Here is an 18,476-nt window from a genome sequence, read left to right on the forward strand (position 1 = left end):
AATATTAGTAACAAGGATGTTTTTTGTCCATAGCACCAAAGTAGGTAAAAATTATCCAGAGCATCCTTGCTCCAGTGGAAGAATTACTCGAAATGCACCTGCGGGTTTTCAGCAAGGGAAACGTAGGTTTTGCTGTTTTTATCCAGGGTACGGATTTCACCGCTTTCGATGTCATATACCCAGCCGTGCAGACGAAGCGCATTATTTCGCAGTCCAACCGCGACACAAGGATGCGTTTTAATGTTGTTGAGCTGCGCGATAACGTTCTCTTCCACCATGGCGTTAACTTTATCGATTGGGTTAGCCCAGGTTTTTTTCTCGACCACGGCTTTCGCGGCATCGGCATAGTGCAGCCAGTGAGCCACAGCAGGCATCGGATCCAGAGGCTGGCTATCGGCGATGGCTTTCATTGCGCCGCAGTTGGAGTGTCCGCAGATGACGATATCCGTCACGCCAAGTGCCACAACCGCGTATTCAATAGTCGCGGATACGCCACCCGGTTCCGGGCCGAAAGAGGGGACGATATTACCGGCGTTGCGGATAACGAAAAGCTGTCCGGGGTCTTGCTGAGTAACGAGTTCTGGCACCAGGCGGCTATCGGAACAGGAGATGAAAAGCGCTTTAGGATTTTGGCTGGATGCCAGGCTGCGAAAGAGTTCCTTGCGTTGAGGGAAAATCTCTTTTTGGAAGTTGAGGAAGCCCTCAATGATATGTTGCATAGCAGTGTCTCTTTTCTCTGTTTAAGCAGGTTATGATGAAGATCACACTTTCCAGTTTAACACCAGCCGACAGAAGAGAAAGACTTTATAGCAGTTCTGCAACATCTTTGGCTAACTTTTCTCCACCGCGGCGAGGCGAATAGCGTGATGTGCGCTACGTGCTTTCCCCCTTTTTTGCCAATAAATCGGAGTTATAGCGATAGCCAGTATTCACGCGATACCGTACATTTTTATATGTATCCACATTTTAAGGAATCATCATGTCCAGACTTCGTGCTTTAGCAACAGCTTTAGTCGCCGTTGCCGCGATGACGATGTGCGCCACCCCAGTATTGGCCAACCCCGGTAATGGCAACGGCAATGGTAATAGTGGCAACCATGGAAATAGTAGCAATCATGGTAATAGCGGGAATAAGGGCAATAGCCAGAAAAGCAATTCGCAGGCAGAACAACGTAAAAATTATGGTAAGCCGGACCATGTTGATAGTGACATCAGCTATAACGTGGCCAGACAGTATGCCGTCAGATATGGTTTGACGGGCTATAAGTCACTGCCTCCGGGTATCGCCAAAAATCTGGCGCGAGGAAAGCCGCTTCCTCCGGGGATCGCTAAGAAAAGTGTTCCATCCTCTATGCTGAACCAATTGCCGTATTATCCAGGTTATGAATGGCAGGTTGTGGGCGACAATCTGGTGTTGATTGCACTGAGTACGGCGATTGTCACCGCGGTAATTAATGGTGTGTTTGATTAAGTATTTTCGGGCTTAATTTGCTCTGTTATACCGATGAGAAGCCCGCGTTGTGCGGGCTTCTCAGTTAATAAGGAAAGCTTACAGTCCGTACAGTTTTATTTTTCGATAGAGTGTGGCAATACTGATCCCCAGTTCTGACGCGGCCTGTTTTTTGCCCTCCACACTTGATCCAAATCGCTGGATGGCATTTTCGATGGCGTCCCTTTTCGCTTGTTTCCCTTGGTTCGCCAAAAGTCGGGGGGGCTCGGTCATCGTTGTTTTTCTGCCGTCAGCCGAGGTGAGTAAATAAGGGGGCAGATGGCTGGCATTGATACCGGCAGCTTCTCCGCGCATCACAAAAATGTATTCGATGACATTGCGTAATTCACGAATGTTACCCGGCCAGTGCCAGGCATAAAGGCGGTTAATAACGTCGTCGGGCAGCTTCTGCGGTGAACGCTGGTAACTGACCGAAAATTCATCGGCAAAATATTGTGCGAGAACAGCGATATCAGCCCGACGTTCGCGCAGGGAAGGAAGTACCAGAGGGACAACATTCAGACGATAGAATAAGTCTTCGCGAAACTGATTATTCTCCACCATCGCACTAATATTTTTGTTAGTCGCGGCAATAATGCGCACATCAATATTGATGGTGTTATTAGAACCAACGCGGGTAATTGCCTTTTCCTGCAAAACCCTGAGCAGCTTGGCCTGCAGGTGCAATGGCATATCACCGATCTCATCCAGAAACAGACTGCCGCCGTTGGCCAGTTCAAATTTCCCCATTCGTCCTTTGGGGTCTGCACCGCTAAATGCACCACGCACGTAGCCAAACAGTTCGCTTTCCAGGAGTTGCTCGGGGATTGCCGCGCAGTTAATTGTCACGAAAGGGGCGGCTTTGCGTGGGCTGTTTTGGTGAATGGCAAATGCCACGACCTCTTTACCCGAGCCGCTTTCCCCGGTGATGAGCACGCTGGCATAGCTTTTGGCAATTTTGCCAATGGTGCTTCTGAGCTGTTCCATTGAAGAAGAGTGACCAATCAGCCGCACCTGCGCGTCTGATTCATAAGGGGATGGGGTAAGGGTACTCAGGTAGTCGTATGCATCACGAAAGATGACCATAGTTAAGCGATCGTTATCCAGCGAGGAGAGCGAAATTTGTTTGCACAGTACATGGTGTTTCTGGCCTTCAAGCGTCAGCCACGCTTCTTCATCGCCATACAAGCTGTCCCCGGTTATTTCAATAGTAAGCGGTAATCCCTGAACCTCGCGGTTAAGAATACGATCGGCTGAGTGATTGGCATGCCAGATAAGACCATTGCCATCAATTGCCACAACGCCGCGGTCCATGGCATCTATCAGACGTCGAAATGCGCCGAGCGTTTCCTGCGCACGTAAACGCTCCAGACATTCAAATACCTTACTGGAGATCATCACCGCGATTTGCTCAATAAAAGTGACAAATTTATCAATCTGGCTCAGTAACGTGTCACGCTGCGTCTGGGTTGAGCAAATAATGCCGATTACTCCAATCACGCGGTTGTTGAGAAAAATAGGTGCGTTCAAATCGAGCATTTCAGAACAGTAGCGGTGTTTTTCACATAACTGACAAAGCGGATGTTCGCCGGGGTTTTTGATAAGAACCGTTTCTCTGACCTGCAAAACGTGGCGGTAGATGTAGCCATTTTTTGCCACGTTCTCATTGAGCATATGCCGGTATTTACCGGTACCAGCGATGCGCATTAAAGATTCATCGATGATTTCAACGTCCGTACCGGTTATGCCAGAAATCGCGTCGGCATAATTGCATATATCATCCTGAATATTGCTGAGTACTGAAATCATGGTACTTCTCCGGCAGTGTGTCGTATTTCTCAAAGAAAATGATAAATAGGCGAACCACTACGGAAATGATTTGCGAAAAATCAATCTACTGCTTTGTTTTATTATGTTTTTTCTGTTTTATCTTCCTCGATCACACTATTTATCAACAGTGAGAATTTCTCAAATTCAGGCGATAAACTGACGCTGTAGTATTTTTAGTATCAATCATGGTGTTGCTTTAATCACTTGAAAATAAAGTCTTTATTAAAATATTTCTAAGATTTTACTCAAGACATAAAAAACTGGTAAGCATTTTGCTCTATTGGGAATACCGATAGCGTAAATATCTCTGTATTACCTTAACTACAGGGAATGAAATACCAGGACAATGAGGTTTTATGATGCAGGAAAACTTATCATTTTTTATCAACCAGACACCGTTTACCGAACATCCGAGCGCGCCGCTGGCACCGTTTAGTCGCCAGGAACTGGTAAAAGCGTTGAATTTTCATCGGTCTATTCCGGGCTATGCGCCGACGCCGTTATATGCGCTGCCGGCTCTTGCACAAAGGCTGGGTGTTAAAAATATCTATCTCAAGGATGAGTCTCAACGTTTTGGCCTGAAAGCCTTCAAAGCGTTGGGCGGGTCCTATGCGATGGCTTGCCATATCGCTGAATTAGTCGGCAAGGATATCAGTGACCTGCCGTTTGACGTGATGACCAGCGAAGAGGTGCGCCGCGATCTACAAACCGTTACGTTTGCCACCACCACTGATGGTAACCACGGTCGCGGCGTGGCATGGATGGCGCGTCAACTGAAGCAAAAAGCGGTGGTTTACATGCCTAAAGGCTCTTCGCAGCAGCGTCTGACGTCCATCCGTAATGAAGGCGCTACCGCTGAAATCGTCGATATGAACTATGACGATGCGGTGCGTATGACCGCGGAACAGGCACAAAAACATGGCTGGATTGTGGTGCAGGATACTGCCTGGGAAGGATATGAAAAAATCCCGCAGTGGATTATGCAGGGTTACGGCACGCTAATGCTGGAAGCGATAGATCAACTGCATCAGGTTGCACCGACGCATATTTTTGTTCAGGCAGGCGTTGGTTCGTTTGCTGGAATGGTTCAGGGAATGGTGACGGCAGCCTGGGGGGAAAATCGTCCAAAAGTGATTGTCGCCGAGGCATTGATTGCCGATTGTCTTTACCGCTCCGCACGTTCTAAAGAGGGGGATGCGATCGCGGTGGGCGGTGATTTACTCACCGTGATGGCTGGTCTCGCCTGCGGTGAGGCAAATAGTATCGGCTGGAAACTGCTGCGTGATTATGCCAACGCATTTGCCTCCTGCCCTGATGAAGTTGCGGCGCTGGGTATGCGCATGCTGGGTAATCCGCTGGCGGGCGATCCGCAGATCGTATCTGGCGAGTCAGGTGCGGTCACTACCGGCCTGCTGGCGCTGCTGATGACATCGCCTGAACTGGCGCATACGCGTGAACAATTGGGGCTGGATGTGCATTCCCGGGTGTTGCTGATCAGCACCGAGGGAGATACCGACCCGCAACAATACCTGAATATTGTCTGGGGCGGTCAGTACCCGGGCATCAACAACTCGTTTCCTGATTGTGAGAAATAACGGAGAAACCCATGTTATCTGCAAACCGTATTGATGAAGTCATTAGAAACTGTCAGGCGCTAATCCAACAAAAAAGTTATTCGGGTCAGGAAGGGGATGTGGTTAATGCCATAAAAATAATGATGCAGCATTACCAGTTTGATGACATCCATGTTGATAAGTACGGCAACATAGTTGGTGGTATTGTCGGTAATCAGCCGGGGAAAACGCTGGTTCTCGATGGACATATTGATACCGTACCGGTCAACGAAGAGAAGTGGAGCCGCAATCCGTACGGCGGCGATATCGAAGATGGCAAAATTTATGGTCGCGGCACAACTGACATGAAAGGTGCCGTGGCGGCGATGATCTCCGCCGTGGGTTTTTTTGGTCAGGACAATCAACGTAATTTCGCCGGCAAAATCTACGTTGCCTGTATTGTGCATGAAGAGTGCTTTGAAGGCATTGCCGCTCGGCTGGTCAGCGAGCGCTATAAGCCGGATTACGTGATTATCGGTGAAGCTTCCGAGTTAAACCTGAAAATTGGTCAGCGTGGCCGCGCTGAAATTGTGGTCGAAACGTTCGGTAAACCTGCGCACTCCGCCAACCCGCAGGCAGGAATTAACGCGGTGTACAAAATGGCGCAATTGATCGACAAAATTCGCACAATTACACCGCCAACGCACCCAATTCTGGGGCCAGGCATCCTTGAACTTACCGACATTAAATCTTCGCCGTACCCAGGAGCTTCGGTCGTGCCAGATTACTGTCGCGCAACCTACGATCGTCGTTTGCTGGTGGGTGAAACCAAAGAAAGCGTTATTGCCCCACTGGAAAATGCGCTCGCGGAACTTACCGCACAGGATCCACAGTTTAAAGCCTGTGTTTCCTACGCGGTGGGTCAGGAGTCTTGCTATACCGGTGCCACGATTGAGGGCGAGCGCTTCTTCCCGGGTTGGGTGTATGACGAGTCCGACGAATTCGTGCAGGCCGCTCTGGCTGGCATTCGCGAGGCCGGGTTTAATCCAACTATCACGCAGTACTCATTTTGTACCAACGGCAGCCACTATGCGGGAGAAGCGGGAATCAAAACCATCGGCTTTGGTCCTTCGCGGGAAAATCTGGCCCACACCATTGATGAGTATATTGAGATCGAGCAGTTAACCGGCTCGGCCAGCGGCTATTACAGCATCATCCAGACACTCTATCGCCAATAACAATAAAGAAACCACCTCTTACCTTACAAGCGGTGTCGTAAATCGACATCGCTATGGAGAATAACGATGAAAACCATTTTCAAAAACGGAAATGTAATCGATGGGACGGGCTGCGACGGCAGAATTGCCGATGTGATGGTTGATGAAGGACGTATTGTCGCAATCGGCAAAATTGATGTTGGCGTTAATGATCAGGTTATTGATGCAACAGGTAAAATTATTTGTCCCGGTTTTATTGATACTCATACGCACTCTGACCTTTCGGCCATTATTAACCCCGCACTGTCGGCAAAAATTCGCCAGGGTATTACCACCGAGTTATTAGGGCAGGATGGTGTTGCTTTGGCACCGTTGCCTGAAGAATACATTCCGGCCTGGCGTAAAAATATCGCTGGCCTGGATGGCGATACTGACAAAATAGACTGGAAATATAAAAATACTGACGGTTACCTCAATCTGCTGGCATCGCGTCATCCGGCGACAAACCTTGCGTATTTAGTGCCACATGGCAACGTGCGTATGGAAGCCATGGGTCTGGATGGTCGTCCTTCCACCCGTGAAGATGTGGCGAAGATGTGCGAAGTCCTGGAACGGGAATTAAAAGCCGGAGCATTTGGTCTTTCAACTGGGCTTATCTATATGCCTTGCGCCTTTGGTGATACCGCCGAAATGATTGAACTATGCAAAGTGACGGCGAAATATGACGGGATCTTTGTGGTGCATCAGCGCAGTGAAGCGGACGATATTATCAACTCCACACAGGAGCTGATTGATATCGCCACAGCTACTGGCGTCTGGCTGCATATTTCGCATATGAAGGTTTGCGGTAAGAAAAACTGGGGGCTGATTGACCAGATGCTGGGCATGCTGGAACAGGCGCAGGAAGCCGGGATTCGTATCTCTTTCGACCAGTATCCCTACGTGGCGGGCAGCACGATGCTCGGCGTGATCCTACCGCCGTGGGCCCATTCGGGTGGAACGGACAAATTGCTTGAGCGCCTGGCCTCGCCTGAACTGCGCGCCAAAATGATTGACGATATTCAGCAAGGCATTCCCGGCTGGGATAACTTTATCGATTTTGCCGGGTTGGATCAGATTTTTGTCACCAGCGTGAAAACGGCAAAAAACCAGGATGCCGTCGGTCTGAACCTTGTGCAACTGGGGGAGCTACGCGGAAAAGATCCCTACAACGCCACCTTCGATCTGCTGTTTGAAGAAGAAAACGCCGTGGGGATGGTCGACTTTTACGGTACTGAAGAACATGTGATTAAGTTCCTTTGCCGCCCGGAGCAAAACGTTTGTACCGACGGTTTAATGGGTGCTGGCAAACCGCACCCGCGCGTTTTTGGCGCATTCCCTCGCGTGCTCGGTAAATATGTGCGTGAAGAGGGATGTCTGAGCTGGGAGGCGGCAATCCGTAAGATGACGGGTAAACCTGCGGAGGTATTAGGCCTGCAGGATCGCGGACTGCTGAAGGTGGGGTACGCGGCGGATATTGTGATGTTCGATCCGAACACCATTGCTGATAAGGGTACCTTTGTTGAACCTAATCAATATCCGGAAGGGATTGAAATTGTCATGGTTAATGGACGCATAGCCTTAATCAATGGCACTGAAAGTTATGCCTGTAGCGGTACGGTTATTAGAAAACAATATTAATAAATAACGCTAAACACGCATTGATTTATCGCGACCATTTATGGCCGCGGTAGATCACTACACCCTAAGGACATCACAATGAACCTACAAACATCTTTACCTTCAGGTAAACCAAAGACCTGGAAAGCAAGATATACCGTCCTGACATTGATCTGGCTGGCGTGGCTGCTCTCTTTTCTCGACAGAATGGTGATGAGCGTCTCGCTCCCTTATATCGGCAAAGATTTAAATCTGGATACGACCCAACAAGGGTTAATTATTAGCGCCTTTTTTATTGGTTATGCTGCGTTTCAAATTCCCGGCGGTTTGCTGGCGGATAAGTTTGGCTCGCGCAAAATCATGGCCATCGGTATTGCCTGGTGGTCTGTTTTCACCAGCTTGACCGGCGCCGTATTGACGCTGCCATTGATGCTGGCCGTTCGCTTCTTCTTTGGTGTTGGTGAAGGTTGCTTCCCATCGGCGTCGTGGAAGATGATATCGACCTATTTCCCGTCGAAAGAGCGTGGCCGCGCCACAGCGATTCAGTCGACGGTAAACACCTTAGGCCCAGCGCTGGCAGTAGTTGTAGCGGCAAGTATAATCGGGGCTTTTGGCTGGCACATGGTCTTTATCGTGCTGGGTATTCCGGGTCTGTTTATTGCGGCGGGCATCTACTTATTTACTCGTGATAACCCGAAAGATCACCCTGCCATTACGCAGCAGGATCTAGCGGAGCTGGCTGCTGACGAACAGGGGAGCCTACAAAACACCAGCGGTATCGCGTTTAAAGATGTGTTGAAAATGCCGGTGCTCTGGCAAATGGCAAGTATTTGGTTTTTGTTTGATATCACCTTCTGGGGGTTTTCAACCTGGCTGCCTAGCTACCTGATCACCGTTCGTGAGTTTTCTCTGGCAAAAACCGGTGTTATGGCGGCTATTCCTTTCCTGTTTGGCGCAGGTGGAACATTATTGGGCGGCTATTGCTCAGATAAATTTAAACCCCAGCGTAAAACGTTGTATGTCGTGACCTCGGTTATTGCTGCGGGTTTCCTGTATCTGACTTTCAGCGTGAGCAGTGCAGATATGGCAGTGGTGTATCAGTGTATTTCAGCCCTGTTCATGTTCTTCGCCATGGCGACATTCTGGGGCATTCTGATGGATACCATTCCCAGCAACATTATGGGACGGGCATCCGGTATCGTTAACTTTGGTGGGCAGATGGCGGGCGTTGTTTCTGCTCCGATCATCGGCTGGCTGATTCAAAGCAGCGGCGGAAGTTATAACAGTGCTTTTATCTTTATGATTGCCGCGCTGTTGTGTTCTGCCGTCGTTACGCTGACCGTGAAAAGCTCGCATGCAATAGGGGCATTGCCCAGTAAAGCCTGATTAATAGCGGCCTCCCTGTGGCACTGCTGTTCCAGAGCCGCAGGGAGTTTCTCTCTAAATTCAGCAGGTTTTCTCTATATTTGGTCGGGTATAAAATTGATTTTTAGATGGCTATTTTTCATATACGCCCCCGCAGTTCTGATGAACAATATTCCGACTATATGTTCCTGGTCATTAAGAATAAATTATAATAAATGAGCGATTTGTCCTACACGTGTAAGAATATTCCTTTATATTGTGTTAATAGTTTGATATTTAGATAGGTTCAAGGTTTAAAATTTGTAAATTACAGTGTTGCGTTTATGCCTTGATCTTCGTTTTTATAAAAAAATGAATAAAACAGACGAGTAATTATGTTAGGATTTACCTGAAAAAGCCTTATTTTCATAAATCATAACGTTGAAGGCACACCTGCTCTATAGCCATCGCCTCTCTTTATTTATCGGGATTCTTACACGCAATGAACGCGATAATCGTTGACGATCACCCATTAGCTCGCATAGCCATCCGCAATTTGCTCGACACTAATGGTATTACCGTAACCACCGAGCTTGACAGCGGGGAGCAAGTGGTTCAAACCGTTGAAAAAATGAAGCCTGAACTGCTGATTATTGATGTGGATATTCCGGGGATCAGCGGCCTCGAAGTACTGGAGCAACTGCGAAAGCGACACTATGCTGGTGTAATCATTATCATTTCAGCCAAAAATGAATTTTTTTACGGCAAACGTAGCGCCGAATATGGCGCTAACGGATTTGTGAGTAAAAAAGAAGGTATGAATAATATTCTCGCCGCAATCGAAGCAGCAAAAAATGGCTATAGCTATTTCCCCTTTTCCCTTGAGCATTTCACTGGTTCATCTGTTAGCGAGCAGGATAAGCTTGATACGTTGTCAACCCAGGAAATGAGAGTGTTGCGCTATATTCTTAACGGTATGGATTACAGCACTATTGCCAGCAAAATGAACATCAGTAATAAAACAGTAAGCACCTATAAAAGTCGTTTAATGGAAAAATTAGATTGCTCATCATTAATGGAAATTTATGATTATGCGCAGAGAAATAAAATAGGATAGAGTAATGCTGGCACGCTTGTTTATTTTTTTGATGGTCATATTTACCATCGGGTTGTCTACGGGTGTAAGCTCGGCTCGGCAAGTTGAGCTAAAAAGTAACTATAATACCTCAGTACAGAATATCAGCTTGAACAAGGAAGAAACAAACTGGTTAGCGCATAAGAAAACCTTGGTTGTTGGCACCTGGTTACCGGAAGTTTCCCCCATTGTTTATCAAAATAGCGGTGAATATTATCGGGGAGTCAACGCAGACTATCTGGCGCTGATGCAAAAGATTCTCAATCTAAAAATTGTTATAAAGCAGTATGATAATGAGAAAGAAGCGTTGGCCGCACTTGCCAGTAACGACGTTGATACGTTGATAACCCAGCTTTCAAGGCGCCAGGAGATCGGCGGGCATTTATTGCGTACTTCTGCCTTGCTGACGACGTGGCCGACGTTGGTGACTTCGCTAAAAAACACCATGCTGCCGCTGACCTCCGGGCATCAGGTTAGCGTCGCGTGTGTGCGAGATTGTCCTTTTCTTGATGTTATCCAGGATGCTTTTCCTGAGGCTAAAGTTTCATTCTACGACGACGAATATCAGGCTATGGCGTCGGTAGTAAATGATGAGAACCAATATTATATTGGTAACAATATCACCAGCAGTCATTGTATCTCACGATATTTTTCGCAATCACTGGTTATTACGCACTACTTTGATCAGCAAGAACAATATAATTATTTTGTAGTAAAGGAAGACCAGCCGGTATTAAGAACTATTCTTGATAGTTTCATTACGTCAATCAGTAATGAAATCCATATGCAGGTCATGCAGAACTGGCTGAACCGCGGTAACCTTGCTTATCTGAATGCGCCTATTCCTTTCACTCATCAGGAAAAAGCGTGGCTGGAGAAAAAACACACTATTCGTATTTTGATCAACCCAGACTACCCACCGTATACTCTGGTCGATCGCAGCGGGGAGCTTCGCGGTATTCTTGGTGATTTGCTGAATATTGTTCATCTGCAAACGGGTCTCGATTTTGAACCTATTTTAGCTGATTCCAAAAGCGAACAGATGAAAATAATTAGCGGTGAAGACTGGGATATGTATCCCACCATTACGCTGACTACGCAAAATCAGCGAAATTCTACCTTTAGCGATCCGCTGATGAATGTTGCATTTGTGATGATCACTTCCCGCGAGGAAGCAGCCGACTCGCTACTGAATAAACCGATCCGTATTGCGTTGCCCGCCGGACATGCATTGGAAAGTGATTTGAGACAACGCTATCCCCAGGCCACCTGGGTGGATGCTGATACAGGCAGCGTCGCGATGTCTATGCTCAGGGAGGGTAAGGTTGACGCGGCGATCGCTACCGAATTGTCGGCAAGGTACATGGTCGATCATTACTACCAGAAAAATATGCACTTTTTTAGGCTTCCGGATATGCCTGGCGCCTCCGTGAGCTTTGCAGTTTCTCCCCGCGAGCCCATGTTGAAGTCTGTTATGGATAAAGCGCTCCAGGCCATTCCGCCGCGTGAGATTTTGCAGATGACGGAGAAGTGGTCGAAAATTTCTTATACGCAGGTCGATATCTGGAGTCGATATAGCAAACAGTTCTATCAACTGGTGGTGTTTGCGCTTTTGCTGATAGCGGTTAGCCTGATCTGGGGGATTTCACTCTCTCGTGAGGTAAATAAAAGAAAACAATCTCAGCGGCTATTGGAAGAACAACTTCATCTCAAAGAGGCTTTATCTCAAGAGCTGGAGATCGAAAAGAACAAAGCGATTGAAGCGACCAAAGCCAAAAGCCGTTTTCTTGCGAGCATGAGCCATGAATTGCGTACCCCAGTAAGCTCTATTGTTGGCTTTCTGGAATTACTGTCGAGTTCAGAACTCAGTCCGGCGCAGCGAAAAGAGGCGATTGCCCTTACCGGGGCGACGGCTCAGTCCTTGCTTGGGCTGATCGGTAAGATTCTGGACGTGGATAAGATTGAGTCTGGTAAATACCAGGTTGTTCCTCAATGGACGGATCTCTCACAGCTCCTTGCATTGCAGTGCCACTCTTTTGATGCTTTAGCCAGACAAAAAGGCATAACGCTTGCTTGCACGAGCCAATTGCCGGCAAACGAGCGGGTATTTGTCGACCAACAGGCTTTGCGGCAAATTATTACCAACCTCGTGGGCAATGCGCTGAAGTTTACCGAACAGGGGAGTATTCATGTGACGGCCCGTTTGACGCCTGACGAGGAGAATCACGGTACCCTGATCATCACCATTAGCGACACAGGTTGCGGGATTAGCGAAGAGGAGCAGGCTGGGCTGTTTCATCGTTACGCTCAAGGGTGTTCCGGACGTCAGCAAACGGGGTCTGGTCTGGGATTATTTATCTGCAAAGAGCTGGTGACGCTGATGGGCGGCACGCTGGAGCTGATGAGTATCCCGTCGCAAGGAACCACGTTTACCATAACGCTGCCGGTCGAGACTGCCCGCCAGTCGGTTGTACCGGATGGCGACACGCCAGGTACTCTGTTGCCGCTGCCGTGTCTGTCTATTTTGATAGCCGATGACAACCCAACTAATCGCCTGCTGCTTAAGCGACAGCTGAACACCATTGGTTACAGTGTGGATGAAGCCTGTGATGGTGAGGAAGCTGAAGCCAAACTGGCTAAAAAATCATACGATCTGTTGATAACTGATGTGAATATGCCGAAGAAGGACGGGTTTGATCTCGCGGCTTCGCTACGTCAGCAGCAGCCCCATTTACAAATCTGGGGGCTGACGGCAAGTGCACTTCCGCAGTCTCGCGATCGATGTCTGCAAAACGGAATGAATTTATGTCTGTTTAAGCCCGTGTCTATTCAGACCCTGACGCATGAATTGAGTAAAATCGAAACCGGTTATTCGTCTCCTGGTGCAATCCGACATCTGAAATTCAATGTCTTGACGGAAAATACCGGCGGCGATCGCACGTTAATGAACGAGATACTCGAAACATTTCGTGAGGCCACGCTCAGCGATTTACAGGCGGCAGAGAAAGCCGTTAGGGAAGATGAACCTCAGCTGTTTTTGCGCGCCCTGCACCGGCTGCATGGTTCAGCGCAAATTCTGGGGATTACCGCGCTTCAGACGCTATGCAAACCTTTTGAATCTATGCGACATGAGGATATTCCTCTGGCGGTATGTCAGGAAGCATTACAAAAGATTGTTGCTGTGATGCGGGAAATTGAGATTGAGATCGACAGTCTGATTAGCCATTAACCCTCCCGCTCGGGTAGCCGTAGCTGCCCGGGCAGGAGAGAAAGTCCTGGTTCAACACGCCGTAGTGCTGAGTATTACTGGCCTGCGCCCAGCATCTCGCTATCGATCACAATGCCTTCTTCAGCACCCTTTAACACAAGGTTTGCTTCATAGTATTTACCTGAAGACAGCAGTTTCTGCGCGCTGGTAACGGCTTTACGCGTCTGATTCAGGGGCATCAGATATTGAGTCTGAAGTACGCTGATACCAGCCAGTTGCAAAGTATCCACTGCACCTTTCCAGTCGCCTTTGGCCATTTTGCCATTCGCTGTTTTGATAGCAGATTCTTTGGCCGGAGTAGCAATATAATCTTCTGACAGCGCAACCGTCGCATTGATGACCACGTACTGATCGTCAATCATCTTGGCTTTAGGCGCAGCCTTTACAAATTTCGCCCAGTCGTGGCTGTCACCTGCCAACAGGAAAGCGGCGTCATCTGTTAATTTTTTAGCACTGTCAGGCTGTCCATGAAACAGAGCCAGACGGGCAAGCTGAATATCACGCATCGCATTTGCACCTTGTACCGCGACCTGCATAATATCGGCAGCTTCTTTTTGTACATTTGCTGTAGCAGTTTGTGCCGGAGTGGTAGTGGTCGCTGCCATTACCGGTGCTGAACCCATCATGGTTGCTAGCAGACCCGCAAGAATAATCTTTTTCATTACTTTCTCCTGAATAAAGTTGGTATATGTCACCAAACGAAATAAGCATATTAAATAAATTAAATGAGAGGAATCAGAGCCAGGAAGGAATAATGAGCGTTTAATCTTACAGATGTCAGACGTCTGACGTGTGTAGGATTTTACGGATAACGGATTTCCTTTATTCTTATATACGAAACCTGAGTGGAAGTCTTATCATTCCATGGTAATTGATATGTATCAACTGAGTATTATTCTTTTATTTGCAGGTTACATTGCATTGCTATGTGACGGAGGATGTATGTTTGTTTTTAACCAGCGCAGCCTGAAAGCGTTCAATGAAAAAACACTATTTCACTATAAAAGACACGCCACGATCATGGCAGTGCTGTTATTGATTTGCGGCATCTGCTGCTTAATCTATCCAATCGCCGCAGGCGTTTACTTAAGCTATGCCACAGGTTTTATGTTCCTGGTGTGTGGCTTCTATTCTATTTATAGCCTGTTCAGCGCGGGTAAAAAACAGTTGAAAGCCAGATTCACTTACGCCTTTTTTGCTATGGCGTGGTTACTGTTGGGATACTGTTTCCTTGTTAATCCGGTGATTGGCATGAATTCGCTGGCAATGGTTTTTTGCTGCCTGTTTATTCTCGGCGGTATATTCCGTGTTGCTTCCGGTGTCAAAATGTTCCGCAGTCCGGGCTATGGATGGAATATCTTTATTGGTATTTTTGACCTGCTTATTGCTGGCGCGTGGCTGAATATGGATCCTGACAGATCTTATGTGTTTACCTCCATCTTTATTGGTGTGGAGATGATCTTTAGTTCTTTGGCTTTTATCAGTCTGCGCAAAAATACGACCTTGGCACAAACTGATAAACTCGCTGATAAAAATTAATGCGCCCCTGGAGTGCATTGTGAGTGTTAAAATGTGTCATCAACATCCTGATGCTAAATTGGGTGAACTGGCTGTAAATCTGCAGGATACCGGCCTGCACTATTGATTAACCGTTTTGATAGCCTGGCATTAGTTAGAATTGACAACCTCTGTACCTACCCCGGTCGTTCCCCTACAAGAAAACCAGCTATCCGCGAGAAACTCGCTGGATAGCCGGGTCCGCTAATACTCGTAGATCTCACAAGTGAAGCGCTATCCCTGGGATCTTATATCTTTATCCCAGGGATAGGGCAGGGTATCAGCGCCGTGCTTTAAATCGCGCCAGCATGTTTTCAACAAGCACAAAGAAGAGCGGAACAAAATAGATTGCCAGCACCGTTGCGGCCAGCATCCCACCGATAACACCTGTACCGACAGCATTTTGCGCGCCAGAACCCGCGCCATTGTTTATAGCCAGTGGAATAACTCCAAGAATGAAAGCCAGTGACGTCATCAAAATAGGGCGCAAGCGCATTTTGGCCGCTTCCACCGCGGCTTCAAGCGGCGTTTTCCCTTCTTTTTGCATAATCTCGACGGCGAACTCGACGATCAGAATGGCGTTTTTAGCCGACAGTCCCATGGTGGTGAGCAAGCCGACCTGGAAGTAAACATCATTGCTCAGGCCGCGCAGATCGGTTGCCAGCAACGCGCCGACCACCCCGATTGGCACAACCAGCATCACGGAAAATGGGATCGACCAGCTTTCATACAGCGCCGCCAGCGCCAGAAATACGACGATCAGCGAAATGCCGTACAGCATTGGTGCCTGGTTTGTGGACAGCGCTTCCTGATAAGACAGGCCAGTCCAGGCATAGCCGACGCCCGCGGGCAGTTTATTAATCAGCGAGGCCATAAATTTCATCGCATCACCGCTGCTTTTCCCTTCAACCGGTTGGCCCAGAATTTCCATTGCTGGCTGACCATTGTAGCGTTCAAGGCGTGGAGAGCCGTAGGTCCACTCGGTTGATGAGTACGCGGAAAGCGGCGTCATCGCGCCAGAGGCATTACGTACGTACCAGCGATTGATATTGTCCGGCAACATACGGAATGGCGTATCAGCCTGGACATACACTTTTTTAACGCGTCCCTGGTTCAGAAAATCATTGACATAGCGACTACCGAAGGCCGTGGAGAGAGTCTGATTGATATCCGCTAATGCGACGCCCATGGCTTCCGCTTTCCTTGCGTCGACGTGAATGCGGAACATCGGCGTGTCTTCAAGACCATTCGGACGCACCCCGTCGACCTCACCGGACGACTGACTGGCCAGAGCCAAAAGCTCGTTTCGAGCCTGCATCATTTTTTCATGCCCAAGGTTACCGTTATCCAGCAGCTCCATATCAAAACCTGAAGCCGTACCCAATTCTGCCACTGCGGGTAAATTAAACGGATACACGACGGCATTATTGATGGTACTTAAGGCCATCATTGCCCGTCGAATAATGGCGGTAACCGAGTTTTCTTCGCCAATGCGTTCTGACCACGGCTTCAGGCTGATAAACGCCAGGCCATTGTTTTGTCCCTGACCGCTAAAACCAAATCCGCCTACGGTAAAAACAGACGCGACGTTTTTCTGTTCTTTCGTCAGGTAGTAATCCGTTATTTCTCCAAGCACTTTGCTGGTGTTTACCATCGTTGAACCTGAGGGCAATTGCGCCGTGGTCATGAATACCCCCTGGTCTTCTTCAGGCAAAAAGGAGGTCGGCGTACGTAAAAACAGCACCATCATGCCCGCGCCAATGACTAAGTAAACGACCATGTAACGGCCCGTGCAACGTAACAGTTTTCGGGTGCTGTCCGTGTAGTGCTGAGTGCATTTCTCCATGAAATGATTGAATCGGGCAAACAGAAAATGCGTATTTGCCTGCTCGTCATCGTGTGCTTTTAACAGCATGGCACAGAGTGCTGGCGTCAGGCTCATCGCCACAAACACCGACAGCAGCATGGAGGAGATCAAGGTGATGGAAAACTGACGGAAAATTTCTCCTGTCGCGCCGCTCATAAATGCCATCGGCATAAATACGGCGGATAACACGACGGCAATACCAACCAGCGCCCTCTGGAGCTGGCCCATTGCTTTATGCGTTGCCGCTTTGGGTGACAAGTGTTCTTCGGCAATAATACGTTCTACGTTCTCAACCACCACGATAGCATCATCGACTAGCAACCCTATCGCCAGCACCATGCCAAACATTGTGAGTGTATTAATCGAGAAACCGGCGACGTCGAGAATGGCAAAGGTGCCGAGGATAACCACCGGAACGGCGATTGTGGGGATAAGCGTTGCCCGGAAGCTTTGTAAAAACAGATACATGACGAGGAACACCAGAATGATTGCCTCGATCAATGTATGAAAAACACCCTGAATTGAAATCTCGATAAACGGCGTGGTGTCATAAGGATAAACGGTTTTCATGCTGGCCGGAAACCAGGCCGATAATCGGTTCAGTTCGTGTTTGACCGCCTGAGATGTTTCCAGGGCATTGGCGCCAGCGGCAAGTTTAATCGCAATCCCGGCTGCGGGTTTGCCGTTGTAACGAGCAACCGTAGCATAATTTTCCGCGCCCAGTTCAATGCGGGCGACATCACGCAGCAAAACCTGGGAGCCATCTTGCTGAACTTTGAGGAAGATCTTGCCAAACTCATCGGTAGTTTGCAGGCGCGTCTGGACGATGATCGACGCATTTAGCTGCTGATCGGCAGCCTGTGGCATGCCCCCCAATTGTCCGCCTGAGATCTGATTGTTCTGAACTTTGAGCTGGGTAATGACGTCCTGCGGGGTGAGGTTATACTTGTCGAGTTTTTGCGGATCAAGCCATATGCGCATAGCGTATTGTGAACCGAATAGCTGCACGCTCCCCACCCCAGCAGTACGGCTTAGCGGGTCTTTAATGTTCGAGGCCACATAGTCGGCAATATCATATTGGCTCAGACTGTTATTATCAGAGATAAAGCCGGCGACCATTAAAATATTGCTGCTCGATTTATCAACGCTGATCCCTTGCTGCTGTACCTCCTGCGGCAAGGATGGCATTGCCAGTTGCAGCTTATTCTGTACCTGAACCTGCGCAATATCGGGCGATGTGCCCGTTTTGAAGGTCAGGATGATTGACGCATTACCTGCCGCATCGCTGGTGGATGACATATACATCAGGCCATCAAGACCATTCATATTCTGTTCAATCACCTGAGTCACGGAGTCTTCAACGGTCTTGGCGTCAGCCCCTGGGTAGGCGGCGCTGATGGTAATGGTCGGGGGAGCAATTTGTGGATATTGGGCGATCGGCAGATTCATTATTGCGATACCGCCGGTAAACATCATGATAATGGCAAGCACCCATGCGAAAACCGGGCGCTCAATAAAAAAGTTGGCCATGAAGAGAGTGTCCTTAATACCTGAAAT

General features: G+C 48.4%; 12 protein-coding genes. 8 read left to right on the forward strand and 4 right to left on the reverse strand.

The annotated features are described in order from the left end of the window. Positions 1 to 83 precede the first annotated feature (83 nt). A complete protein-coding gene (locus tag NMD08_RS06350) occupies positions 84 to 719 on the reverse strand; it encodes a carbonic anhydrase (RefSeq protein ID WP_003037157.1) in 636 nt (211 codons plus the stop codon). Positions 720 to 979: 260 nt separating this feature from the next. Here NMD08_RS06350 and NMD08_RS06355 point away from each other — a divergent pair, with 260 nt between their 5' ends. After that, entirely contained in the window at positions 980 to 1,471 is a 492-nt protein-coding gene (locus NMD08_RS06355; protein ID WP_151218147.1) for an anti-virulence regulator CigR family protein, read from the forward strand. A 78-nt stretch (positions 1,472 to 1,549) separates the two neighbouring features. Here the strand turns inward: NMD08_RS06355 and NMD08_RS06360 are convergent, their stop codons facing one another. After that, positions 1,550 to 3,298 carry a sigma-54-dependent Fis family transcriptional regulator gene (locus tag NMD08_RS06360; RefSeq protein WP_151218146.1) on the reverse strand — a complete coding sequence of 583 codons (1,749 nt, stop codon included), beginning with the start codon at positions 3,296 to 3,298 and terminating at the stop codon, positions 1,550 to 1,552. A 380-nt stretch (positions 3,299 to 3,678) separates the two neighbouring features. On the opposite strand from NMD08_RS06360, the gene dpaL reads away from it, so the two are divergent. The 6 genes from dpaL (at position 3,679) to NMD08_RS06390 (ending at position 13,456) form a co-directional block, all read left to right on the forward strand. Then, positions 3,679 to 4,914: a diaminopropionate ammonia-lyase gene (gene dpaL / locus NMD08_RS06365; RefSeq protein WP_151218395.1), complete on the forward strand. Its 1,236-nt coding sequence runs from the start codon at positions 3,679 to 3,681 to the stop codon at positions 4,912 to 4,914. Between the two features lie 11 nt (positions 4,915 to 4,925). After that, positions 4,926 to 6,110, forward strand: coding sequence for a YgeY family selenium metabolism-linked hydrolase (locus tag NMD08_RS06370; protein WP_252838680.1), 1,185 nt, complete (start codon positions 4,926 to 4,928; stop codon positions 6,108 to 6,110). Positions 6,111 to 6,176: 66 nt separating this feature from the next. Beyond that, positions 6,177 to 7,769: an amidohydrolase family protein gene (locus NMD08_RS06375; RefSeq protein ID WP_370619781.1), complete on the forward strand. Its 1,593-nt coding sequence runs from the start codon at positions 6,177 to 6,179 to the stop codon at positions 7,767 to 7,769. Positions 7,770 to 7,847: 78 nt separating this feature from the next. Then, on the forward strand, positions 7,848 to 9,134 hold the full coding sequence (locus NMD08_RS06380) for an MFS transporter (RefSeq protein WP_047358943.1): 1,287 nt from the start codon (positions 7,848 to 7,850) through the stop codon (positions 9,132 to 9,134). A 460-nt stretch (positions 9,135 to 9,594) separates the two neighbouring features. After that, positions 9,595 to 10,209, forward strand: coding sequence for an acid-sensing system DNA-binding response regulator EvgA (evgA, locus tag NMD08_RS06385; protein ID WP_370619783.1), 615 nt, complete (start codon positions 9,595 to 9,597; stop codon positions 10,207 to 10,209). Between the two features lie 4 nt (positions 10,210 to 10,213). Further along, positions 10,214 to 13,456, forward strand: a complete 3,243-nt coding sequence (locus tag NMD08_RS06390; RefSeq protein WP_370619785.1) for a response regulator — start codon at positions 10,214 to 10,216, stop codon at positions 13,454 to 13,456. Between the two features lie 74 nt (positions 13,457 to 13,530). On the opposite strand, the gene NMD08_RS06395 is transcribed toward NMD08_RS06390, so the two are convergent. Then, positions 13,531 to 14,157 carry a YfdX family protein gene (locus NMD08_RS06395; protein ID WP_370619787.1) on the reverse strand — a complete coding sequence of 209 codons (627 nt, stop codon included), beginning with the start codon at positions 14,155 to 14,157 and terminating at the stop codon, positions 13,531 to 13,533. Between the two features lie 280 nt (positions 14,158 to 14,437). Here NMD08_RS06395 and NMD08_RS06400 point away from each other — a divergent pair, with 280 nt between their 5' ends. Beyond that, a complete protein-coding gene (locus tag NMD08_RS06400) occupies positions 14,438 to 15,034 on the forward strand; it encodes a DUF308 domain-containing protein (RefSeq protein ID WP_278238515.1) in 597 nt (198 codons plus the stop codon). 298 nt (positions 15,035 to 15,332) lie between these two features. Here the strand turns inward: NMD08_RS06400 and NMD08_RS06405 are convergent, their stop codons facing one another. Beyond that, the gene (locus NMD08_RS06405) at positions 15,333 to 18,449 is read right to left on the reverse strand and encodes an efflux RND transporter permease subunit (protein WP_187253071.1); all 3,117 of its coding nucleotides are present in this window, start codon (positions 18,447 to 18,449) and stop codon (positions 15,333 to 15,335) included. Positions 18,450 to 18,476 lie beyond the last annotated feature (27 nt).

Source organism: Citrobacter meridianamericanus (genome assembly GCF_041320245.1).
GTDB classification, from domain to species: Bacteria; Pseudomonadota; Gammaproteobacteria; order Enterobacterales; family Enterobacteriaceae; genus Citrobacter; species Citrobacter meridianamericanus.